This is a genomic window from Klebsiella sp. 141198, assembly GCF_050600785.1.
GTDB lineage: Bacteria > Pseudomonadota > Gammaproteobacteria > Enterobacterales > Enterobacteriaceae > Klebsiella > Klebsiella aerogenes.
In genome coordinates this window covers 513,305-537,632 of the sequence record NZ_JAQIRM010000002.1, presented here as the reverse complement: position 1 = coordinate 537,632, position 24,328 = coordinate 513,305, and the positions used below count along the sequence as shown (strand labels likewise).

Genomic DNA, 24,328 nt, shown 5'->3' with positions numbered 1-24,328 from the left:
AAGACAGTAGCTTATCATCAGGAGAGTTTGTCAATTATTATTGTTAAATAACAATGTATTAAACGTTGTTTTTGCTCTATTTCCTCAAGCGGCGATTGGCCAGGACAAAAGTGTGAGAATTTTCTTAAAGCTACCTGTCAGCTAGCATTTTTTGCGTGTATTCTTGGACTAAGAGAGTAATTTAGGATTTTGGTTAAAGTCGTGCACGGTACGATGCTGTACCATCACAAACAAATGCCAGTGACATCAACGTTCTGACAAAAATTCGAAAGTTTATAACCATATAGGTGGATGAAATAATGGTGAGTTTGAAAGCAATTATTCCGGTAGCAGGGTTAGGGATGCATATGTTGCCTGCGACCAAAGCGATACCGAAAGAGATGCTGCCGATCGTTGATAAGCCGATGGTTCAGTATATCGTCGATGAGATTGTCGCCGCCGGAATCAAAGAAATTGTGCTGGTCACCCATTCATCTAAGAATGCTGTAGAAAACCATTTCGATACCTCTTATGAGCTGGAAGCGCTGCTGGAGCAACGTGTTAAGCGCCAACTATTAGCCGAAGTGCAGGCGATTTGTCCGCCAGGTGTAACAATAATGAACGTTCGACAAGGTCAGCAACTGGGCCTGGGTCACTCTATCCTCTGTGCGCGTCCGGCGGTTGGCAATAATCCATTTGTTGTGGTGTTACCGGATATCATTCTTGATGGAGCAAGCGCGGATCCACTGCGTTATAACCTCGCGGCAATGGTAGCGCGGTTTAATGAAACCGGGCGCAGCCAGGTTCTGGCCAAACGTATGCCAGGCGATCTCTCCGAGTATTCCGTCATTCAAACCAAAGATGGCTTGAAAGTGGAAGGGGAGATTGGCCGTATTGTTGAATTTATTGAAAAACCAGACGAACCGCAAACGCTCGACTCCGACCTGATGGCCGTTGGCCGTTATGTACTATCCGCTGATATCTGGGAAGAACTTGAGCGTACTGAACCTGGCGCATGGGGTCGTATTCAACTGACGGACGCTATTGCTGCCCTGGCGAAGAAACAGTCTGTCGATGCCATGTTGATGACCGGCGAGAGCTACGATTGCGGCAAAAAAATGGGTTACATGCAGGCGTTTGTAAGCTACGGCTTACGTAACCATAAAGAAGGAACTAAATTCCGCGAGAGCATCAAAAAGCTGCTGGCGTGAAACTAAACGGTTAATACGAGCGAGAGCTGGCGTGCTGGTGACATCACGATGTTGAGAGCCACGCCAGCATTATAAGATCCAATGAAATGAAACCGAGATTCTTATTTATTCGGTTCATTAATTGCAATGAAGAATTTTCATCTCAGTTGAATCTTATTGAGTACGTAGATGTAACGGCTTATCGGTGATTGTCGCGCGTGGGGCTGTCATTTGGTCAGATGAGTCAAAAAATTGCTTAACTGAGAGTTGTTTAGTGCGCTCTTTCTTAAACAAGCGCACTGCAGCACAGTTAGAGATGCGAAATAAAACTTGACTGAGATCATGTTTAGCCATTAAACAACGGTGATGTATGCATATAAACGTGATGTTAATGGATGAATATGCCCATAAGGAATTCATGGATAAGGTACAGGGAAAAGGGATGTATCGTCAGAGGATGAAGCGTAAATGAACTGGCAATTTGTCTCTTTTTTTGGCGATAGTACCGTGTTACTGCCCAGCGCGGTGGTGCTGTTCGCGGTGCTGGTGCTTCGTAAAACATCCCGGACGCTGGCCTGGCAATGGGCGTTGCTTTTTGGGATTACGGGAACTGTCGTGTGCATTTCAAAGCTGGCTTTTATGGGCTGGGGGATTGGCATACGTGAAATCGATTTTACTGGTTTCAGCGGACATACCGCGCTCTCTACCGCATTTTGGCCAATACTCATATGGCTGTTAACTTCCCGTGCTTCATCATCCCTTCGCGGGGGGGCCGTACTTATGGGCTTTGTTCTTGCGGGCATTGTTGGTTATTCCCGTTTGATGATTCATGCACATTCGGTATCTGAAGTAGTGAGTGGATTTATCCTAGGCGCTTGCGGAAGTTTGACTTTTCTGCTGTTGCAATGGCGTACGCCGGCCTCACGCTCTGCGCAGATTTCATGGATGGGGGCGTTGAGCGTGGTCATCATCCCACTCATATTATTAAACACCGGGGTTAAAGCGCCTACGCAGTCGTTGTTAGGCGAGGTTGCAACCATGATCGGACCATTTGAGAAGCCATTCACCAGAGCCGATCTACATAAGCATATATATTAATCATACTGGTTCGATAAGTTTACAAATTAACTGCTGTAGTGATTAGTATGATAAATAGCTTGTCCATCGATAACATGGGGATTTTAGAATCGTGACTTTCATAATGGTGAAACATAATAATGGTAACAGACTATCTGGAAGCACGGTTCAGCATGTTATTACGAGTAAGATGATTCTTAAATGAAAAGAGAATAACGGAAATCAGAGTTGTCGTTCTGGAACCCAAAAAAGAAGTGGGTAATGATAGCTATCATATTTTGTAGTTGACTACTGCATGGTTATTTTTTTTCTTAAACAAAGGATTTATTTTTATCCCTTTAAAGTCATGTGGTTACAAGGCGTTGCGCTTTGAGTGGTAATAATCTGGCCGGTTGCTGAGAGATTCCATTAAATAATCTTATTAACAGATGAATCCTTGCCGGTAAAAATGAAAAATATCGCTTTATCCGCTTTGTAGGGTTGAATTTATACTCCCAATTAAGAGAAGAATCTCGTAAACTCGAGGCGGTAAAAAATAATTGCTGTGGTTAATTCACCAACAGTCAATGTAAAGAAAATTGCTGGGTTAGAGGTACAGTGCGTTGGTAGCTGTTAAGCCAAGGGCGGTAGCGTATCCTGACACTCACGGTACCCAGCGTTTTGAATACTCATCCTACGCTTAGCGACGTTGTCAGACTTCTGATCATGTGCACATTATTGAGGCCATGAAAGTAGCCTTAGCAACCAATATCGCTTACATTATGAATGCGTTAAGTTCACATCCGTTTGCAGCAAACCGCTCGTACTTGAGGAGTTGTCCATCGAGGCAATGGATCGCTGTTGTAAAAAAAGGCTTGTCGAACTCATAAGCTCCTGATTCTTAAAAATCCCCATTGCCGTACCCACCTGGTGGGAAGGGACTCGTAAATGGAACTTGAACAATGATAAAAATTGCTCGTATCGCACTTGCTTTGGGTCTGGTTGCATCAGTTAGCTCGCAGGTATATGCAGCAGGGTTGGTGCAAAATGATAATGAACTTCGTAACGACCTGGCATGGTTATCCGATCGCGGAGTCATTCATCTAAGTCTCTCCACCTGGCCGCTCAGCCAGGAAGAAATTACCCGAGCGCTGAAAAAAGCAAAACCTTCATATTCCTCTGAACAAGTTGTCCTTGCGCGCATCAATCAACGCCTTTCTAATTTGAAGGCGGATTTTCGCGTAAGCGGCTATACGTCGACTGACCAACCAGGAACACCGCAGGGATTTGGCCAAAGTCAACCAGCGGATAACTCCTTGTCTCTTGCCTTCAACAACAGCGGTGAGTGGTGGGATGTACATCTACAGGGGAATGTCGAAGGCGGGGAGCGAATTAGCAATGGATCACGTTTTAATGCCAACGGCGCTTATGGCGCAGTCAAGTTCTGGAACCAGTGGTTATCATTCGGGCAGGTGCCTCAGTGGTGGGGCCCTGGTTATGAAGGTAGTCTGATTCGTGGCGATGCGGCCAGACCGATGACCGGTTTTTTAATGCAACGTGCTGAGCAAGCTGCTCCTGAGACATGGTGGCTGCGCTGGATTGGTCCGTGGCAGTATCAGATTTCCGCTAGCCAGATGAACCAATACACGGCCGTACCTCATACCAAAATTATCGGTGGCCGTTTTACCTTTACCCCGTTCCAGTCACTTGAGCTTGGCGCTTCAAGAATAATGCAGTGGGGGGGGGAGGGACGCCCTCAGTCGTTTAGCAACTTCTGGGATGGGTTCACCGGTAAAGACAACACCTCAGCCAACGACCCAAATGAACCGGGCAACCAACTTGCCGGTTTTGATTTTAAGTTTAAGCTCGAACCTACCCTGGGATGGCCGGTGAGTTTCTATGGCCAAATGATTGGCGAAGATGAGTCAGGATTCTTACCTTCGGCGAATATGTATCTTGGTGGTATTGAAGGCCACCACGGCTGGGGTAAAGATGCGATTAACTGGTATGTGGAAGCGCATGATACCCGTACGAATATGAGTCGCACCAATTACAGTTATACCCATCACATCTATAAAGATGGTTATTATCAGCAAGGCTATCCACTTGGTGACGCGATGGGGGGTGATGGCCAGTTGTTTGCAGGCAAAGTTGAGTTGGTGACTGAAGATAATCAACGCTGGAGTACCCGTCTGGTGTACGCGAAAGTGAACCCGGAAAATCAGACTATCAATAAAGCGTTTCCTAATTCAGACACCTTAAAAGGGATACAGTTGGGCTGGAGTGGCGATGTCTATAAATCTGTTCGATTGAATACTAATCTTTGGTATACCAATGCCGATAACAGCGATAGTGACGATGTTGGCGCCAGTGCAGGGATAGAGATTCCATTTAGTTTATAGGCTGGATGCTGAGAAGAGGGTAAGGATTACTGATTGTAAATTGTTAATCGGTAAAACTCAGACAGCAAATCAGTAATTGAAAAAATTTGGTTTATTGATGATGTGACATTATGAAGAAAAAAATTGTTAGGGTTTCAGCAGTGGCATTGGCAATTAGCTTTTTGACGGGGTGTACTATTGTTCCGGGTCAGGGGCTGAACAGCTTACGCAAAAATGTAGTTGAACTTCCGGATAGCGATTATGACCTGGACAAGTTGGTGAACGTATATCCAATGACTCCGAGTTTGGTGGAGCAGCTTAGACCTGAGACTGTGTTGGCTCGCCCAAACCCCCAATTAGATAACTTATTGAAAAATTATGAGTACCGTATTGGGGTGGGGGACGTACTAATGGTCACTGTATGGGATCATCCAGAGTTAACTACACCAGCTGGCCAGTATCGTAGTGCAAGTGACACAGGCAACTGGGTAAATTCTGACGGCTCAATATTTTATCCTTATATAGGTAAAGTTCAGGTAGCAGGAAAACCGTTGAGTCAAGTTAGACAAGAAATAGCGAGCAGATTGACAACATACATCGAGAGTCCACAAGTCGACATCAGCGTGGCAGCTTTCCGCTCTCAAAAAGCATATGTTACAGGTGAAGTGGTTAAATCAGGTCAACAACCGATAACCAATATACCGCTGACAGTTATGGACGCAATAAATAACGCGGGTGGGTTAGCACCTGATGCTGATTGGAGAAATGTAGTCCTGACGCATAATGGTAAAGATACTAAGATTTCATTATATGCTTTGATGCAAAAAGGAGATTTAACTCAAAACCACTTACTGTATCCGGGTGATATTTTGTTTGTACCAAGAAATGATGATCTCAAGGTATTTGTAATGGGAGAAGTGGGCAAGCAAAGCACCATGAAAATGGATCGAAGTGGCATGACGCTTGCAGAAGCTCTAGGGAATGCAGAAGGAATTTCCCAAGCAATGAGCGATGCAACAGGAGTATTTGTTGTTCGCCAGCTTAAGGGTGATAAACAGGGCAAAATTGCTAATATTTACCAACTTAATGCTCAAGATGCATCCGCAATGGTATTAGGTACTGAATTCCAATTACAGCCATATGACATTGTTTATGTTACAACAGCTCCGCTGGTTAGATGGAACCGCGTTATTTCACAATTGGTACCAACAATTAGTGGTGTGCATGATATGACTGAAACTGTTAGATATATCAAAACGTGGCCATAATAATGTTTGATTCCATATTAGTGATCTGTACAGGTAACATTTGTCGCTCTCCAATAGGAGAGCGAATACTACGTAGTATTTTTCCAGACAAAAAAATTGATTCAGCTGGTGTTGGTGCATTGGTAGGTCATGCAGCAGATAATTCAGCGATAAGGGTAGCTAGTAACCATGGCATATCCCTTGAAGGACATAAAGCAATACAATTTACTAGTGCTTTGGGTCGACAATACGATCTGCTACTTGTAATGGAAACTGAGCATTTAGAACAAGTTAGTCGAATTGCACCAGAGGTTAGAGGCAAGACAATGCTACTTGGACATTGGCTGCAAGGAAAAGAAATCCCCGATCCTTATCGCAAAAGTGATGAGGCATTTGAGTCGGTGTATCGATTAATAGACCAAAGCTGCCAGCACTGGGCAGAGAAACTAGGTAGATAATTCAGGAATTTTCTGCATGGCATCATTAAATAACAATACTTCGCAAGATAGTAACGACATTGATTTCGGGCGGCTGATTGGTGAGTTGATTGACCATAAAAAACTCATCATTGCTGTTACTGCTGGTTTTACAGTACTGGCGGTCTTGTACTCACTGTTAGCTACTCCAATATATCAAGCAAATGCTTTAATTCAAGTTGAGCAAAAACAAGGGAATGCACTTTTAGACAGTCTCAGTCAGATGTTGCCCGATAGTCAACCTCAGTCTGCACCTGAAATAGCATTACTACAATCGCGAATGATTCTTGGCAAATCTGTTGATGATTTAAATCTTCAAGCTCAGACAGAGCAGATTTACTTTCCCGTGTTTGGGAAAGGTTTATCCAGAATACTAGGTGAAAAACGAGGCAAAATAAATGTATCCAGGCTGTATTTGCCAAAAAGCCTGAAAGGCGATACACCTGAAATCATACTGACAGTTAAGGATAAAAATAATTACCAAATTGAAAGTGGTGATTTGGTCATTAATGGAATTGTTGGTAAGTTGATTGAAGATAAAGGAATATCATTATTAGTTCAATCAATTGACGCAGAACCGGGAACACAATTTAAAATAAGATACTTACCACGACTTTTAGCAATAAGTAATCTTCAAGATTCTTTTAGCGTTGTCGATCAAGGCAAAGATACCGGGATGCTTAATTTGACATTAACCGGAGATGATCCTGAGCTTATTGCTCACATGTTAGATAATATTAGTCAAAATTATCTAACACAGAATGTTGATCGGCAAGCAGCACAAGATGCAAAGAGTTTAGAGTTTTTGAGTAATCAGTTGCCGACTGTTCGCTCTGATTTAGATGCTGCTGAGGATAAATTAAATGCATACAGGAAACAAAAAGACTCAGTTGATTTGTCTATGGAGGCAAAATCAGTACTTGATCAAATTGTAAATGTCGATAACCAATTGAATACATTGACATTTAAAGAGGCTGAAATTTCGCAGTTATATACGAAAGAGCATCCTACATATAAAGCATTGATGGAAAAACGTAAAACTCTGCAACAAGAAAAAGGAAAACTAAGTAAGCGCGTAAGCGCGATGCCATCAACTCAACAAGAAGTACTCCGATTAAGCCGTGATGTTGAGTCAGGGCGAGCTGTGTATATGCAGTTACTCAACCGGCAACAGGAGTTAAGTATTGCTAAATCGAGTGCTATTGGTAATGTCCGTATAATTGATCAGGCAATAACAGAACCGAGTCCGGTAAAACCCAAAAAAATCCTTGTTATCGTAATCGGAATTATATTGGGGTTATTTATTTCGGTAGGGCTTGTATTGATTCGTGTCGTCTTACGTAGAGGAATCGAATCTCCTGAACAATTAGAAGAACTCGGTGTAAATGTTTATGCAAGTGTACCGGTTTCTGAATGGTTAACAAAACAAAATAGCGGAAAAATTAAGCGCAATAAAAACCAATCCAGCACTTTACTTGCTGTAGAGAATCCAGCTGATTTGGCTGTTGAGGCTATCCGTAGTTTACGTACCAGTCTTCACTTTGCAATGATGGAAGCAAAGAATAATGTTCTTATGATTTCTGGTGCTAGCCCTAATGCAGGTAAAACTTTTATTAGTACTAATTTAGCTGCAATAATTGCTTTAACAGGAAAAAAAGTTCTCTTTGTGGATGCTGATTTACGTAAGGGCTATGTACACAAAATGTTGGGTAAACAGCATGCCAAGGGACTTTCTGAGATATTATCTGGTCAAGAATCAATTGAAAAAGTCATCGAACGAGTTCCCGGTGGCGAATTTGATTATATCGGCCGTGGACAAATACCTCCGAATCCTGCTGAATTGCTAATGCATACCCGTTTCTCTGACATGATCGAATGGGCATCAAGTAATTATGACCTTGTAATTGTCGACACACCACCAATTCTTGCAGTTACCGATGCTGCAATCATTGGTCGCTACGCAGGAACGACATTGCTGGTTGCTCGTTTCGAGGCTAATACTACGAAAGAAATCTCAGTAAGTGTTAAGCGATTTGAACAAAGTGGTGTCAATATTAAAGGTTGTATATTGAATGGTGTGTTAAAGAAAGCTAGTAGCTATTATGGTTATGGATATAATCATTATGGTTATTCATATTCAAATAAAGAATAATAAATTTTTATGATATTAAAGGTGAGCAATATAGCTCACCTTAAATATTGTCATATACAATTTAAATCTCTATGTGTACACAGAGGGAGCTATGACGCACTTTTCTAAAAATATAACTTGCAGCGTAATCCTCGCGCTTGCCGATTTTTTTGGCTTTGTTCTCTCTTTATATCTTTCCTTAGGAATTCTTTCAGTTACGCTAAGTCACTTTGAAGAACGCGTGCCAGAAGAACAAATATCCGGGTGGGTTGCTTTACATTGGCTGCTGGGAGTATGTTGCATATGCTGGTATGGAGTACGACTCAGGCATTATTTTTATCGGAAAACATTTTGGTTTGAATTAAAAGAAATATTGCGGACATTAATAATTTTTGCTGTTATAGAGATCGCTGTCATTGCATTTGCTAAATGGTATTTTTCAAGATATGTATGGTTGCTGACATGGTTATTTGCCCTTGCTTTAGTTCCATTGTCAAGAATCGCTGCAAAATGGATACTCAAAAAGATTGGGCTATGGCTAAGGGATACTTGGATTGTTGGCAGTGGTAAAAATGCATTAGATGCATATAATGCGATACAAAGTGAAAAAAACCTTGGTTTAAATATTGTTGGTTTTATTTCAGATGGTGAGCAACAGGATTTAATAAAAGAAAAGTTAAAAAATGCAAATGTTTTGAAGCCAGAAGAAAACTGGCTGAATAGCATTGATAAAAGAACACAGTTCATTGTAGCAGTAGAAGCAAATCAAGGCGATGTACGAAATGCTTGGTTAAGAGATTTCATGATTAAAGGATACCGATTCGTATCGGTTATTCCAACGTTACGGGGTGTACCACTCGACAGTACGGATATGTCATTTATTTTTAGTCATGAGGTAATGATATTCCGAGTTCAACAAAATTTAGCGAAGCTTTCGTCAAGAATACTTAAACGAACTTTTGATATTTTAGGGTCAATAAGTATTATAGTGATATTGTCACCACTTCTGATATATATCAGCCGCAAGGTTAAAAAGGATGGTGGGCCGGCAATTTATGGTCATGAACGAGTAGGGAAAGACGGTAAATCCTTTAAATGCTTGAAATTTCGTTCAATGGTTGTTAATTCAAAGCAGGTTTTGGAAGAGTTACTCCTTACAGATGCTGATGCTAAAGCGGAATGGGATGCAACATTTAAGTTAAAAAATGATCCACGAATTACCAAGATTGGTCAATTCCTGAGGAAAACGAGTTTGGATGAGTTACCTCAGTTGTTTAATGTTTTAAAAGGTGAGATGAGCCTGGTTGGCCCCAGACCAATTATCACTGCTGAGTTAGAAAGATATAACGATGAAGTAGAGTACTACCTTCTGAGCAAACCAGGAATGACTGGATTATGGCAGGTAAGTGGTAGAAGTGATGTTGACTATGACACACGAGTATATCTCGATGCTTGGTATGTTAAAAACTGGTCAATGTGGAATGATATAGCCATATTATTCAAAACAATTACAGTTGTTTTGAAAAAAGATGGTGCTTATTAATAATTACTGTGGGTGTGAACATGAATAGAAGAGCATTCTTGTTATCAACAATTTCTAGTGTAGCATTAAGCAGTCAGTTTGCACGCGCAGTAACAATAAATAATACTAAAAAAAATTTATCAGAATTATTTAAAGGTCAAAATAGTAAGAAAATTGTAATCCCTTCTGGAGATTATTACTTTGATGGAACATCTATTAACATTAGCTCGATGTCAGAAATAATTTTCTCAGATGGGGCTAATATTTATATTAATACACAAAAAAGTAATAATAGCACTGCGATATTTAATATTAAAGATGCTAAAAATATACAGATTTCAGGAGGGACCTTCATTGCTGAAGACGATATGATGGTAGTAGTACAGTGTATAGACTATGTTAAAGATATCACTGTAAAAAAAATCAAATGTATAGGGTGTAGGATTTTTGCTTCCAAAATGACACAAAGATATTCTGATATTCTTATCGGAAAAATAAGTCAGGATATAAATGTGTTATCTTGTAGCGCTAATGCAAAACAAATAAAAACTAATCATGCCTGTATTGAACTTAGTTATATAAATGGAGGGCGGTGTAGTAATAATATAATCTCAGCTTTCTATCATGGAGTTATGTTCTGGGGGGGGGATTCGGATCCCGTTAAAGATGGTGAGCCGAATAATGAAAGAAAATGTACGGAATTAGTAATTAATAATAATATAATTCGTGATGTTAGATTAGGGGGGATTTGGGGGTCAATGGGGGATCGTGTAAACATTGCTGCAAATTATGTAGAAAACGGCGGTGATGTGGGTATCGATTTTGAAGGTTGTAACAATAGCATTGCTAAAAATAATATTGTCAAAAATTTTAAGCATGGCTGTTTAGCTACTTTTTTTATATGCGATAATATTATATTTAAAAATAATCTTGCACTTAACACTGGTGTTTATGGCAAATCGATTGCTGCCATATTTAATGCTAGTCAAAGACCTCTTAATAAAAATATTAACTTTATCGGTAATGTGTTTGTTAGTGAAGGTTTGATTTCGTATTTCAAACAAAATGGTGCGGCTGATTATTTAAATGTTAGAAATAATTATTTTGGCAATGTGGTTGTTGATTTTACTAGCAATAATAATGGCGATATTGACATTTCCGATAATAAGTTTAAATATGATACTGTAATTGATGAACTGGCTAGCACAATCAAGGTTGGAAATGTTAAGAAGCCGAATGCAAGCATAACAATTGCTAATAATTCGTTCATAAATATTCCATCAAAAAATTTTAAAGCTATACAGTTTTTTAAGACTGAGATAAATAAGAAATTGAGTGTAAAAACGAATAACAATGTATTAAATGATATTTTAATAAATAAAGAGCAAATATCATATCAAAATTGATTTTTTGAAATTAAGAATATAAAAATGGATAAGAAATATGAGTAGGTTAAAAGATGCACTGCTTTTCATAACATTTGCGATCCCCAAAGCAGGTGCTAAAATCGGAGGGTTCCCACTATATATTTCCCTGTTGAGTAGTATGTATTTTATGTTCATGGGAGCCCTGCATGCACTGACAAGACCGAAAGAACTTTTACTCGCATTAATACCATTAATATTATTATTGCTTTCATTTTTAATAAATCAATCTTCATACAATGCATTGTTTTTTTCGGGGTCACCATTTTTACCATTGTCATCTCAAATAGCATATATTAGTTCGATGTTTGCTTTTTTTTGTTATTATGGCGCTCTTGGTATCAACAATGCTGACAATTGGAAACGTTATTTAAAATTAATTTTTTACATCCTTGTTATTTATGCTTTAATGCAAAAGATAATTGGTGACTATACTGTGGTTATTCCTGGTATTACAGCCAATTTCCAGGATGCAGTAACGCCAAACTTTCTTGCAGACAAAAACAATATGATTTGGGGGATACATTATCTAAAAGCCACATCCACATATCAAAACGGTAATGTATTTGGCGCCAATCTATTATTAATTGGTTTCGCTGTTATTGCAAATTTAAGAAATGAGTTAAAGGGGACAATTGTCCCATTGGCTTTACTTGGAATAGTCGTATTATTGACAGCCTCAGCATCTATATATCTTGGTATGATTGGCGCGCTTTTATGGATGTTTTTTACCGCAGAAAAAAAATCACCAATGGCATTGATAATAATGCTACTTGTAATCGTAGCCTCGGTAGTCATGTTTTTAATTTTATTAAATACCGATAATATTTTTTCAAAAATAATTTATGAAAGATTGGTTAACCGTGACCTAAGTCAAGGGAGCGGAAGAATTGAAAAGATTATATATTATATCGATATTATTACAGAGCACCCATTAATACTGCTAAATGGTATGTTATCTTACAACAGAACGTTTTATGAGATTTATGAAGTTCTCCCAGCTTCAATAGCGCAAATTTTTGGTGTGCCAATGATGTTATATTTCTTGAGTTTTATTTTTCTTAAATTAAAACCGTTGTTAAGATCGCCTTATATTCTGCCATTTGTCGCATATTTTTGCGCTGCATTATCAGATGGTGCTTTTTGGCTGCCCCCGACTGCAACAAATCTATTTATCATGATGGGGTTGTGTACGGTTTGGTTTAACCAAGATTATAAAAATAAAACTGAAGGTGCAAATGATTAATAAATTTAAAACAGCGGTTGTATTTACTGCATCAATCGTGGGCGGTCATGAATTAATGACCATAGCTCATATAAAAAGATTCCTTAATAAAGGGATTGATTTATCATGTTTTGTACCAGATGATAATTCACAATTAAAAAAAATCCTTGCGAATCAAGGTGTGGAATATAATACACATGCGATTTGTCATAAAAGATTAGAAATCCTTCACTCTTTTTTTAATCTCAAATATAGAACACTGGCAAGGAATTTCTTAAAAAAAATAAGTACTGATTATGACTATATTATCATTGTTCAAGGTGATATTGAGTTAGGCTCTGTTTTCTTAAATGAAGGGGTTAGGGTTTGTAGGGAACAAATAATTAGCTATATCCCTTACACACATAGTTTTTCTTTAATGGGAAGTAAGCTTTCCTTGATTAAAGATATTCTATCAAGAAGTGTTTATAAAAAATGCGACAAATATATCTCTATTAGTAATATATTTGCTAGTGAGCTTACAAAAAGAAACCCAAATGCTGCTGTTAGAGTGTTGCGTAATGTTATAGTTAATTTTAACCCTGAAAATATAAGAGGGAGTGGTTACACTTACCGTCCCAAGGAAAATGAATTTGTTTTGCTTATGGCTGGAAGGGTCTATTTTCGGCAAAAAGGACAACACTTACTAGTTGGCGCTTTAAAAAAAATTAATGTCAAGAAAAATATAAGAGTTAAGGTTATTGGTGATGGTCCAGACCTTAACAAAATGAAAGAGATGTCAGACGCATTGAGTTCTAATGTGACTTTTGAATACATGGGCTGGAAGAATAATATATGGGACCATACCAAAGATGTGGATGCATTAGTTTTACCTTCATTGTATGAAGGGGTACCGCTTGTAATGCTTGAAGCAATTAAGGCAAATGTCTCCATTATAGCTCCTGCTCGTGATGGTATGCGTGATTATATACCTCAGGGTTATTTATATAAAACTGGTAGTGAAGAAGAAGAAATAGAAGCATTATCGCAAAAGTTAAAAGAAATTATAAGTAGCAACTAACCAATGGATATTTATGAAAAACATTCTAATTGATGACCGATGGTCAGGTTCAGGCGGAATCGGAACATTTGCTGAAGAAATTAATAAAATTACAAATTATAAAAGTGCGGGTTTCACTGGCAAACCATTCAGCCCTGTTGATTGCATAAAAACATCATTAAAGATGTTGAAGATGCGTGATGGTATTGTTTTTTTTCCAGGTTATATTCCCCCGTTATTTACCAGGGTACCATATGTATTTACAATCCATGATTTGAATCATTTGGAACGTCCTGAAAACTCCAGCTTGTTAAAAAAAATATTTTATAAGGTTGTCATAAAAAGAGGGTGTCAAAAAGCTAAGTATATTTTTACTGTTTCCGAGTTTTCTCGACAAAAAATCATTCAATGGTCCGGAGTTCCTGCTGAAAAGGTTGTAAATGTCGGTAATGGAGTATCCAACGATTTCAGACCTGATGGGAAAAAGAAAGAGTTTGGCTATCCTTATTATTTATGTGTCAGCAACAGAAAAAGCCATAAGAATGAGGTTGGAACGATTCAGGCCTTTGCCAGAGCAGATATCCCTAAAAGCGTAAAACTTGTTTTTACTGGGAAGAAAACAGATGAGTTAGCGACTCTCATTGAAATCAATGAACTTACTGATAGAGTTGTATTTACTGGATTCGTTAAAACCGAAGAATTACCTGAGTTATACCGTGGTGCAGAAGGACTGATTTTTGTCTCCTTCTATGAAGGTTTTGGTCTTCCGGTCATTGAGGCAATGGCCAGTGGTGTGCCCGTTATTACTTCCAAAACAACCTCCCTCGGAGAGGTCGCTGGCGATGCAGCACTGGTGGTCGACCCTGAGAATATACAGCAAATAGCAACAGCAATATCTAAATTACATTCTGATATTGAACTTAAAACCCAACTTATTAGAAAAGGCTCTAAACAGGTCGGTAAATATTCGTGGAGTGCTACCGCTGAACTTGTTAATAAGTATCTAACAAGTAATTAAGAGTATAGAAATCGTAAAACAAGAATTAATTTTTCTGTGTTGACGATAATGTTGGTAAAAATGAGTGAAAAATACGCTACAAATAAAAAAATAGTTGCAAAGAACACATTCATGCTTTATGGCAGGATGCTACTGATAATGTTTGCAACTTTTTATACCTCACGCTTGGTTTTAAATGCGCTTGGGGTTTATGACTTTGGGCTTTACAGTGTCATTGGCAGTATTATCGTTTTATTTTCGTTCATTCAAAACGTGTCGGCTTTGGCAACTCAAAGGTTCTTGTCTGTTGGTTTAGGTAGAAGGGATTTTTCCTGGACTAAAAGAGTATTTTCGACAAGTATATTGGTCCATTTTATAATATGCGGTGCTGTTTTATTCCTCGCTGAAACAATTGGCTTATGGTTCTTAATCTATAAATTAAGAGTTCCTGTTGAGCGTATGACAGAAATATTTTGGGTGTATCAACTATCTGTCGTATCTCTCCTCGTTCAGATAATGCAAACACCATTTATCGCAGCGTTAATCGCTACTGAAAAAATGGATTTGTTTGCCAAGATAGGGATATTTGATGCCATTCAGCGTTGGGGGATGGTGTATTTATTTACCTTATTTGATTTCGACTCGAAATTGATATGGTATGCTGCGTTCTTGCTTTTTGGATATATTTCAGTGTATTTTGTCTATTTTGTTAACTGTATTAGAAAAATAGATATATGCACTGTAAAGGTGAGTTTCAAAGAAAATAAAGAACTGCTTAAAGAAATATTAACCTTCTCGAGTTGGTCCATGATGGGCTCATTGAGTTTAGTTGGGCTTTCTCAAGGTATCGCTCTGCTGACATATTTCTTTGTAGGTGTAGTGGCGAATGGTTCTGTTTGGTTAGCGGAGCAGGTATTGATTGCATTTAACCGTGTCATAGGTACTTTGCAAACCGCATTTAATCCTCAACTGATAAAGCAGCATTCAACTGGAAATCATGAAGAGGTTTCCTCTCTTCTGTCTTTATCATGTAAGTTGACTGGCTTTATCGTACTGATTGCAGCGGTACCTGCTTTTGTAGATGCGCCTTTTGTTATTAACTTATGGTTAAAACAAGTTCCAGAACATTTGGTGGTGTTGGTAAGAATTGTCATACTGTATGTCATCGTTGATTCTCTTTCAGGACCTTTCGTTACAGTAGCATATGCAGTGGGGAAATTGCGTAACTATCAATTAATAGCATCATTGATAATGCTTTTAACTTTAGTAGTTACATATGCTCTTTACTCATTAGGGTTTGCATTGGTCGTGGCGGTTTCGAGTCGTATACTTTGTGCAGTTGCAATGCTTATATTCAGGGTTCTGTATGTGGAAAAGGTAACAGGATTAAAGAGTAAAATATTTTTTCTTAATATTTTTCCACGATTATTTTCTGTTTCTTTAATATCATTTGCAATTTCATTTTATATCAACACCGTTCTTCCTGTAGGATTTTTGGGATTACTGCTTCTAATATCCTTAAACACAATTGCAGTGACTATACTCTTTTTCTATTTGGTGCTAATTAGTTCAGAAAGAAAATATTTAATATCTTTAATAAAGAAAAAATTAGGTAGGAAATAACATGCAAGTAAACAATACTAAATATGGCGTCCTGACATACGAAAGTGACATCTATGTCAAAAGAAACTGGATCAATCTGGGTGATTATGTACAAAGTACAGCAGCACGCCAGTTTTTACCTTGCGTGAATGAGTATATACCACGAGATCATATGAATACTTATAGTGGTAATAAAGTAAAAATGATCATGAATGCGTGGTACATGGATATACCAGAAAACTTTCCACCATCTGAAGATATAACTCCTTTATATGTATCAATCCATATTAACTCTACTATTGTAGACAAAATTTTCACACCTGCGAGCATCGAGCATTTTAAAAAGCATGCACCTATAGGTTGCCGTGATTTTTACACACGTGATTTGCTTATTTCAAAAGGAATTGATGCATATTATTCAGGTTGCATGACCCTTACTTTGGGGAATAAATATAAACGAGATAATGTAACGGATGATGTTTATTTTATTGATGTAATGTATGACTCAATGTCATTACCAGAGTTAATTAGCCAACCGTTACGTTTTGGTAAGCGCTTACTAAATGGTCGCGCATTTGAATTTAATCATAGAAGTAAGGTCCTTAATCAGTTTTTTGATAGTGAATTACTTAAGCATGCTAAATATGAAAAACAGATCATCCCGTACCTTTCTGCGGATGAAGGTTTTAAATTAGCTGATGAATTTCTTAGGAAATTAGCTAATGCAAAACTGGTTGTAACATCCAGGATCCATACAGCTCTTCCGTGCCTGGCTATGGGGACTCCAGTTATTTTTGTAAATGGTGGCTTTAAAAATAAAGTTGATAACTGCCGTTTCGATGGATTGTTTGACTTCTTTAATAGAATTGACGTCGATATGAACGCCAATGCGACTGCTAATTTTGAATTTGATGGTAAGAAAATTGGAATGAATACCATTATTAAAAATAAAACTTTGCATGAGCAATATGCTAATGAATTAGCTGATAAATGCAAAAGTTTTGTTGTTTAATTTAATTCTTAATGTCTCTATATCGAACTGTTAATATACTAAATGAGGTTAAGTCATGATTCTCCCAGTGATAATGGCTGGAGGTACTGGAAGTCGTTTATGGCCGATGTCGCGAGAGCTATATCCGAAACAGTTTTTACGTTTACACGGCGAGCTATCGATGCTTCAGGAAACTATTACTCGCCTTAATGGTTTAGAGACTAAAGAACCTATTGTAATTTGTAACGAACAACATCGTTTTTTAGTCGCTGAACAACTACGTCAAATCGAGAAGCTCTCTAATAATATTATTCTTGAACCCATTGGGCGTAATACGGCTCCAGCTATAGCTCTTGCCGCGTTACACGCAGTTGCACATGATGATGACCCATTGCTCCTTGTTTTGGCTGCAGACCACGTTATTGAGAATAATGAAGCTTTTCAAGCTGCAATCAACAGTGCTGTAGTTTATGCAAATCAAGGAAAGCTTGTAACATTTGGGATTGTGCCTACTGGTCCCGAAACGGGTTATGGTTATATCCAGCGGGGTAGCGAAGAACATTTTGATGATCATGTAGCTTATGATGTAAAACGTTTCGTTGAAAAACCCAATTTGCCTACAGCACAGGAATATCTAGACAGCGGTGAATATTACTGGAATAGCGGCATGTTCATGTTTCGAGCAAGTCGCTTTCTACAAGAGTTGGATGAGTTCCGTCCAGATATTCTCAGTTCATGTAAACAGGCAATGCAGACTGTGCATACCGATTCTTTACGTGACTTTATTCGTGTTGACAAAGATGCTTTCTCTGCTTGTCCTGATGAGTCAGTTGATTATGCAGTGATGGAAAAAACGCAGTCTGCATCTGTGGTACCATTGGATGCTGGTTGGAATGATGTGGGTTCATGGTCCGCATTGTGGGAAGTTAACGACAAGGATGGTAAAGGGAATTCACTATCAGGGGATGTTTTTGTCCATGATTCTTCTAATTGTTATATAAATAGCGAAGAACAACTTGTAGCTGCCGTTGGGGTTAACAATCTGGTAGTAGTTAGTACCAAAGATGCTGTGCTCGTTATTGATAAATCCCAAGTGCAGGACGTTAAACGCGTAGTTGAACATCTTAAAATGACTTCGCGCCGTGAGTATAGAATCCACCGCGAATCCTATAGCCCTTGGGGGCATAGTGATAAAGTTGTTAATACAACTAAATATCATATTAACAAAGTCACAGTTAAACCGGGCGGTAAGTTTTCATTACAAATGCATCATCACCGTGCCGAGCACTGGATTATATTATCAGGAACAGCGAAGATTACCTTAAACGATCGTGAGTTTTTACTTACTGAAAACCAGTCAACATTTATTCCTGCAGGTTCGACTCATATGCTGGAAAATCCAGGGAAGATAGCTCTTGAAATCCTTGAGATTCAGTCTGGTTCATATTTAGGTGAAGATGATATTGTTCGTCTAAAAGATCATTATGGAATTTGATTAAACGGGGAAAATGATGGAATTATTAACCTGCTTTAAAGCGTATGACATTCGCGGCAAGTTAGGCTCTGAACTTACGGAGGACATCGCATATCGTATTGGCCGTGCCTATGGTGAGTATCTTAAGCCTAAAAAAATGGTTGTTGGAGGCGATGTTAGACTAACTAGTGAATCCCTTAAACTTTCCCTTGCCAAAGGATTACAGGACGCTGGTACTGATGTTCTTGACATCGGATTATCAGGTACAGAGGAGATCTACTTTGCTACATCCTATCTCGGTGTTGATGGGGGAGTGGAGGTAACAGCCAGTCATAACCCAATTGATTATAATGGCATGAAACTCGTGCGTGAGAACTCAAAGCCAATCAGTGGTGATACTGGGCTAAGGGAGATCCAGCGTCTGGCCGAAGAGAATAATTTTGCTATAAACTCATCACAGCCTAAAGGTACTTATCAATCGATTTCAGTATTAGATGCATATATTGATAAATTATTGAGCTATATTAATCTTAATAATATTAATAGAACGCTAAAATTAGTTGTTAATTCTGGAAACGGCGCAGCTGGCCACGTTATAGATGCCCTCGAGAAGCGGTTTATAAAACAGAATGTTCCTGTTGAATTTATAAAGGTGCACCATGAGCCTGATGGTACCTTTCCAAATGGTATACCTAATCCATTATTACCAGAGTGCAGAAAAGATACCACTGACGCTGTCATAAAGAATAAAGCTGATATGGGGATTGCATTTGATGGTGATTTCGATCGATGCTTCCTATTCGATAATATGGGTAACTTTATTGAAGGATACTATATTGTTGGTCTTTTGGCTGACGCATTCCTTGAAAAGAATCCAGGATCTCGTATTATTCATGATCCGCGTTTAAGCTGGAATACAATTGATATTGTAAATAAGGCGGGCGGCATTCCCGTGATGTCCAAAACAGGTCATGCTTTCATTAAAGAACGTATGCGCGCAGAAGATGCGATATACGGTGGAGAAATGAGTGCCCACCATTATTTCCGCGATTTTGCCTATTGCGATAGCGGGATGATCCCATGGCTCCTTGTTGCCGAGTTGCTTTGTATCAAAGATAAAACGCTGAACCAATTAGTTAATACACGGATGCAAGCTTACCCAGCTTCTGGAGAAATCAACAGCTCCCTTAGCGATCCACAGTCTGCGATCAAACGGGTTCTTGAACGCTATCAGGGGGAAGCCCTTGATATCAACCATACTGATGGTATAAGCCTTGAGTTTGCGGAATGGCGCTTCAATCTACGTAGTTCTAACACTGAGCCTGTAGTTCGCCTAAATGTAGAGTCCAGAGGTGATGTTACTTTAATGGAAAACAAAACTGCAGAGATTTTGGCATTATTAAGGGCTTAAATTTTAAATTCCTAAAGGTGCTTTGCAATTATGGAGCACCTTATATATTTTGCATGTTGAATTATAAATATACGATGGGTTTTTATGCGCGATTTAAATGTTGGTATTGTTGCTGATTGGTTTATAACTTATGCTGGTTCAGAAAAAGTTGTAGCTGAACTTATTAAATCCTATCCAGAATCGCACTTGTATTCTGTTGTGGATTTTCTCTCCTCTGAAAATAAAAAACACTTTCAGAATAAAGAAATAACCACAACATTCATTCAACGCCTACCGAAAGCGAAGAAAAAATATCAAACATATCTTCCTTTGATGCCAATAGCAATTGAGCAACTTGATGTATCAAAGCACGATGTCATTCTTTCAAGCAGCCATGCTGTTGCTAAAGGGGTTTTAACTGGTCCTGATCAACTCCATATTAGTTATGTTCATTCCCCTATAAGATATGCTTGGGATCTTCAGCATCAGTATCTTCGAGAAGCAGGTTTAGATCATGGCTTAAAGGGAATAATTGCAAAATTGATTCTGCATAAAATGCGTATGTGGGATTATCGAACTGCAAATGGCGTTGATCATTTCATTGCTAACTCTCAATTCATCGCGCGCCGGATTAAAAAAGTTTATGGGCGTGAAGCTGATGTCATTTATCCGCCTGTTGACGTCAATCGCTTCCTTCTGAATGAAGATAAAGAAGATTATTTCTTTACAGCATCACGGCTTGTCCCTTATAAGCGTATTGATCTGATTGTTGAGGCTTTCAGTCACATGCCAGATCGTAAACTCGTCGTCGTTGGTGATGGCCCGGAGATGCAAAAGATAAAGTCTAAAGCCACGGCTAACATTGAAATTCTGGGTTATCAATCTAATGAGGTCATGCAAGAGCATATGAGGAATGCTAAAGCATTTGTTTTTGCTGCAGAAGAAGATTTTGGAATTACTCCAGTTGAAGCACAGTCTTGTGGGACGCCTGTAATTGCGTTTGGAAAAGGTGGTTCACTTGAAACAGTAAGACCATTTGGTGTAGACAATCCAACAGGTATCCTTTTTGACAAACAGGATGTAGCTTCAGTCATTGATGCTGTGCAAAAGTTTGAAACGATGCAAGATCAAATTCTTCCAAATGATTGCCGCGCGCATGCGTTAAAATTTTCTACCGAGCGCTTTAATCAGGAAATTGCTGAATACGTTAATTCTAAATATTCGGAGTTTATTGAAACTAAAAAAATCAATTATTAATAAATGCAGAAAAACTAAACAATTTCATATCGGTTGGCTTTTATTGCGTTAATGGTGCTGTATGTAAGAGTAGAATATCATAATTTTCAATGGGTTATGTTTTTTATTCTTCATTTGTTAACACTTTTACACTATACGTCATACAGGCTTTGAGCTAATATAAACATCACATTTAAACTGCGAACGTGTCGCAGTGACCACACCAGACAGGAGTAAGTAATGTCCAAGCAACAGATAGGGGTTGTTGGTATGGCGGTGATGGGCCGAAACCTTGCGCTCAACATCGAAAGTCGTGGCTATACCGTCTCTGTTTTCAACCGCTCCCGTGAAAAGACTGAAGAAGTTATTGCTGAAAATCCAGGCAAAAAATTAGTCCCTTATTTCACAGTGAAAGAGTTTGTTGAATCTCTGGAAACCCCTCGACGTATCCTGTTGATGGTTAAAGCCGGTGCCGGCACTGATAGTGCAATTGAATCGTTGAAGCCATACCTGGAAAAAGGTGATATCATAATTGATGGGGGTAATACATTCTTCCAGGATACTATCCGCCGTAATCGCGAACTCTCTGCTGAAGGGTTCAACTTTATCGGGACAGGTGTATCCGGCGGAGAAGAAGGGGCATTGAAAGGCCCTTCAATTATGCCTGGTGGTCAACAAGAAGCTTATGAACTGGTTGCGCCAATTCTTAAACAAATTGCGGCTGTAGCGGAAGACGGTGAGCCTTGCGTAACCTACATCGGGGCTGATGGCGCGGGCCATTATGTTAAGATGGTTCACAATGGTATCGAATACGGCGATATGCAACTAATCGCTGAAGCCTATGCATTGTTGAAGGGTGGTTTAAATCTTTCCAACCAGGAATTAGCGGAAACTTTCACCAAATGGAATGAAGGTGAATTAAGTAGTTATCTCATTGATATTACAAAAGATATCTTCACAAAGAAAGATGAGGCAGGTAACTATTTGGTTGATGTCATTCTTGACGAGGCCGCGAATAAAGGCACTGGTAAGTGGACAAGCCAGAGCTCTCTTGATTTAGGTGAACCATTGTCCCTTATTACGGAATCAGTTTTCGCTCGCTATATCTCGTCCCTTAAAGAGCAGCGTGTTGCAGCGTCTAAAGTATTGACGGGCCCACAAGCTAAACTTGCCGGTGATAAAACAGCATTTGTTGAGAAAGTCCGTAGAGCATTATATTTAGGTAAGATCGTTTCTTATGCTCAAGGTTTTTCTCAGTTGCGAGCAGCCTCGAATGAGTATCATTGGGATCTTAACTACGGAGAAATTGCTAAAATTTTCCGTGCAGGGTGCATCATCCGCGCTCAGTTCCTCCAGAAGATCACCGATGCATATAATCAGGATGCAAAAATTGCTAATCTGTTATTAGCTCCTTACTTCAAACAGATTGCTGATGATTATCAGCAGGCATTACGTGATGTTGTAGCTTATGCGGTGCAAAATGGTATCCCTGTTCCGACATTCTCAGCCGCCATCGCTTATTATGACAGTTATCGCTCTGCAGTATTGCCAGCAAATCTAATTCAGGCTCAGCGTGATTACTTCGGCGCACATACTTATAAGCGCATTGACAAAGACGGTGTGTTCCATACTGAATGGATTAACTAAGCCAGTAAAGTTTTACTTTCTAAGCCCTGTTTTTACAGGGCTTTTTTTTTACCTATGACTAATCAGTTATTACATTTTCTTCGAAAATGGTTTTTTTAAATTTATAATCCTGTCATAATAAGTTTCTTATAATAATAAACCTCAAGTAGGTCGCTAATGATTTATGTTAATGGTCGTTTTCTTACTCAAAAACTTACCGGTGTGCAGCGATTTGCTTATGAAATGAGTCTTAGGTTATCAAAATTGAGACATGATGTTGTGGTATTGGTGCCTGATATGTCAGCCATTGATAAAAGCTATAACATTTCAAATTTTAGTATTAAAGAAATCAAGGGGGGGAGAGGTCATTTTTGGGAACAATTTACATTACCGCTTTTTCTAAAAAAACAAAAAGATTGCGTGCTAGTCAATTTATGCAATAGTGGTCCTTTGTTTTTCAAAAGGCAGATTGTAACGCAACATGATATTACTTATATACGTTATCCTGAAAGTTTTTCATTCGGTTTCAGGCTGTTATACTCATTGTTCACTCCTGTTTTACTAAAGAATTCAAAATTAATAGTGACTGTCAGTGATTTTTCGAAAAGTGAGCTATTAAATTATTATAATTGTGATGCGAGTAAAATTCACATTATCCCGAATGCTGTAAGTAATGTTTTTTTTAAACCAGATGATAGTATGGTTAGGGACAATGAAATATGTGGAGGTGATTACTTTTTGACCGTATCTTCGGTTAATCATCATAAAAATATTCATGGTCTTATTGAAACTGTACTATCTGCAGATTTAAATATAAATTTGAAGATAATAGGTGACAGGAACACGGTATTTAATTGTGTAAATATCAAAACTGATGACCCAAGAATAGATTTTTTGGGGCGTGTACCTGATGAAGAATTAATTGCCTTATACAGAGGCGCAAAGGCTTTTATTTTTCCATCATATTATGAAGGGTTCGGTATACCTCCACTGGAAGCCCAGTCATGCTCTTGTCCGGTTATTTCCTCAAATAGAGCGTCTCTTCAAGAGACTTTGGGGGATAGTGTGTTGTACTTTGACCCAGACTCAAAATATGAGCTTATCAAAGCGATCATTAAATTAAATAATAACGCTGACGAACGCAACCTGTTGATTGATAAGGGTAAGTCTAATGTAGAGAGGTATTCATGGGAACGTTCTGCTGAAAAGCTGAATATACTTATTGCTAAAATTTATTAATTATACACTATGGTTCGTATCGAACTTAATTAACTGCCAACAAATTTATTTTACTCATGATAATGTTAATTGTTTTAGCTAATTAACATTTATTGTTAACTCC

The 24,328-nt window shown here is 38.6% G+C and carries 18 protein-coding genes; all 18 read left to right on the top strand.

Translation table 11 applies throughout. The features are described 5' to 3' along the window. Positions 1 to 299 precede the first annotated feature (299 nt). The 18 genes from galF to PGR10_RS07815 all read left to right on the top strand — a co-directional run bounded on the left by galF (position 300) and on the right by PGR10_RS07815 (position 24,225). Positions 300 to 1,190: a UTP--glucose-1-phosphate uridylyltransferase GalF gene (gene galF / locus PGR10_RS07900; protein ID WP_015706060.1), complete on the top strand. Its 891-nt coding sequence runs from the start codon at positions 300 to 302 to the stop codon at positions 1,188 to 1,190. A gap of 447 nt (positions 1,191 to 1,637) precedes the next feature. Further along, entirely contained in the window at positions 1,638 to 2,267 is a 630-nt protein-coding gene (locus PGR10_RS07895; RefSeq protein WP_087860443.1) for a phosphatase PAP2 family protein, read from the top strand. 920 nt (positions 2,268 to 3,187) lie between these two features. Then, complete coding sequence (locus tag PGR10_RS07890; RefSeq protein WP_047046462.1) at positions 3,188 to 4,627, top strand: capsule assembly Wzi family protein; 1,440 nt, start codon at positions 3,188 to 3,190, stop codon at positions 4,625 to 4,627. A 110-nt stretch (positions 4,628 to 4,737) separates the two neighbouring features. Continuing rightward, the gene (locus PGR10_RS07885) at positions 4,738 to 5,874 is read left to right on the top strand and encodes a polysaccharide export protein (protein WP_316424216.1); all 1,137 of its coding nucleotides are present in this window, start codon (positions 4,738 to 4,740) and stop codon (positions 5,872 to 5,874) included. A 2-nt stretch (positions 5,875 to 5,876) separates the two neighbouring features. Beyond that, positions 5,877 to 6,311 (top strand): protein tyrosine phosphatase, encoded by a 435-nt coding sequence (locus tag PGR10_RS07880; protein WP_072057560.1) that lies wholly within the window; start codon positions 5,877 to 5,879, stop codon positions 6,309 to 6,311. A 16-nt stretch (positions 6,312 to 6,327) separates the two neighbouring features. Then, the gene (locus PGR10_RS07875) at positions 6,328 to 8,481 is read left to right on the top strand and encodes a polysaccharide biosynthesis tyrosine autokinase (protein WP_316424215.1); all 2,154 of its coding nucleotides are present in this window, start codon (positions 6,328 to 6,330) and stop codon (positions 8,479 to 8,481) included. Positions 8,482 to 8,572: 91 nt separating this feature from the next. Continuing rightward, a complete protein-coding gene (gene wbaP, locus PGR10_RS07870) occupies positions 8,573 to 10,003 on the top strand; it encodes an undecaprenyl-phosphate galactose phosphotransferase WbaP (protein ID WP_316424214.1) in 1,431 nt (476 codons plus the stop codon). Between the two features lie 20 nt (positions 10,004 to 10,023). Then, entirely contained in the window at positions 10,024 to 11,388 is a 1,365-nt protein-coding gene (locus PGR10_RS07865; RefSeq protein ID WP_430923301.1) for a NosD domain-containing protein, read from the top strand. A gap of 37 nt (positions 11,389 to 11,425) precedes the next feature. After that, positions 11,426 to 12,652 (top strand): hypothetical protein, encoded by a 1,227-nt coding sequence (locus PGR10_RS07860; RefSeq protein WP_316424212.1) that lies wholly within the window; start codon positions 11,426 to 11,428, stop codon positions 12,650 to 12,652. Continuing rightward, positions 12,645 to 13,691 (top strand): glycosyltransferase family 4 protein, encoded by a 1,047-nt coding sequence (locus PGR10_RS07855; RefSeq protein WP_316424211.1) that lies wholly within the window; start codon positions 12,645 to 12,647, stop codon positions 13,689 to 13,691. Before PGR10_RS07860 ends, PGR10_RS07855 begins: the two co-directional genes overlap by 8 nt. Positions 13,692 to 13,704: 13 nt before the next feature. Then, positions 13,705 to 14,688 (top strand): glycosyltransferase family 4 protein, encoded by a 984-nt coding sequence (locus PGR10_RS07850; protein ID WP_430923300.1) that lies wholly within the window; start codon positions 13,705 to 13,707, stop codon positions 14,686 to 14,688. Between the two features lie 60 nt (positions 14,689 to 14,748). Continuing rightward, positions 14,749 to 16,290 (top strand): lipopolysaccharide biosynthesis protein, encoded by a 1,542-nt coding sequence (locus tag PGR10_RS07845; RefSeq protein ID WP_430923299.1) that lies wholly within the window; start codon positions 14,749 to 14,751, stop codon positions 16,288 to 16,290. Between the two features lies 1 nt (position 16,291). After that, entirely contained in the window at positions 16,292 to 17,281 is a 990-nt protein-coding gene (locus tag PGR10_RS07840; protein WP_430923298.1) for a polysaccharide pyruvyl transferase family protein, read from the top strand. 55 nt (positions 17,282 to 17,336) lie between these two features. Beyond that, positions 17,337 to 18,755 (top strand): mannose-1-phosphate guanylyltransferase/mannose-6-phosphate isomerase, encoded by a 1,419-nt coding sequence (locus tag PGR10_RS07835; protein ID WP_113373495.1) that lies wholly within the window; start codon positions 17,337 to 17,339, stop codon positions 18,753 to 18,755. Positions 18,756 to 18,771: 16 nt separating this feature from the next. Beyond that, positions 18,772 to 20,145 carry a phosphomannomutase CpsG gene (gene cpsG / locus PGR10_RS07830; protein ID WP_411325143.1) on the top strand — a complete coding sequence of 458 codons (1,374 nt, stop codon included), beginning with the start codon at positions 18,772 to 18,774 and terminating at the stop codon, positions 20,143 to 20,145. Positions 20,146 to 20,229: 84 nt separating this feature from the next. Next, entirely contained in the window at positions 20,230 to 21,381 is a 1,152-nt protein-coding gene (locus PGR10_RS07825) for a glycosyltransferase family 4 protein (protein ID WP_430923297.1), read from the top strand. Positions 21,382 to 21,600: 219 nt separating this feature from the next. Continuing rightward, the gene (gene gndA, locus PGR10_RS07820; protein WP_316424206.1) at positions 21,601 to 23,007 is read left to right on the top strand and encodes an NADP-dependent phosphogluconate dehydrogenase; all 1,407 of its coding nucleotides are present in this window, start codon (positions 21,601 to 21,603) and stop codon (positions 23,005 to 23,007) included. Between the two features lie 156 nt (positions 23,008 to 23,163). After that, positions 23,164 to 24,225: a glycosyltransferase family 4 protein gene (locus PGR10_RS07815; RefSeq protein WP_411325142.1), complete on the top strand. Its 1,062-nt coding sequence runs from the start codon at positions 23,164 to 23,166 to the stop codon at positions 24,223 to 24,225. Positions 24,226 to 24,328: the final 103 nt, after the last annotated feature.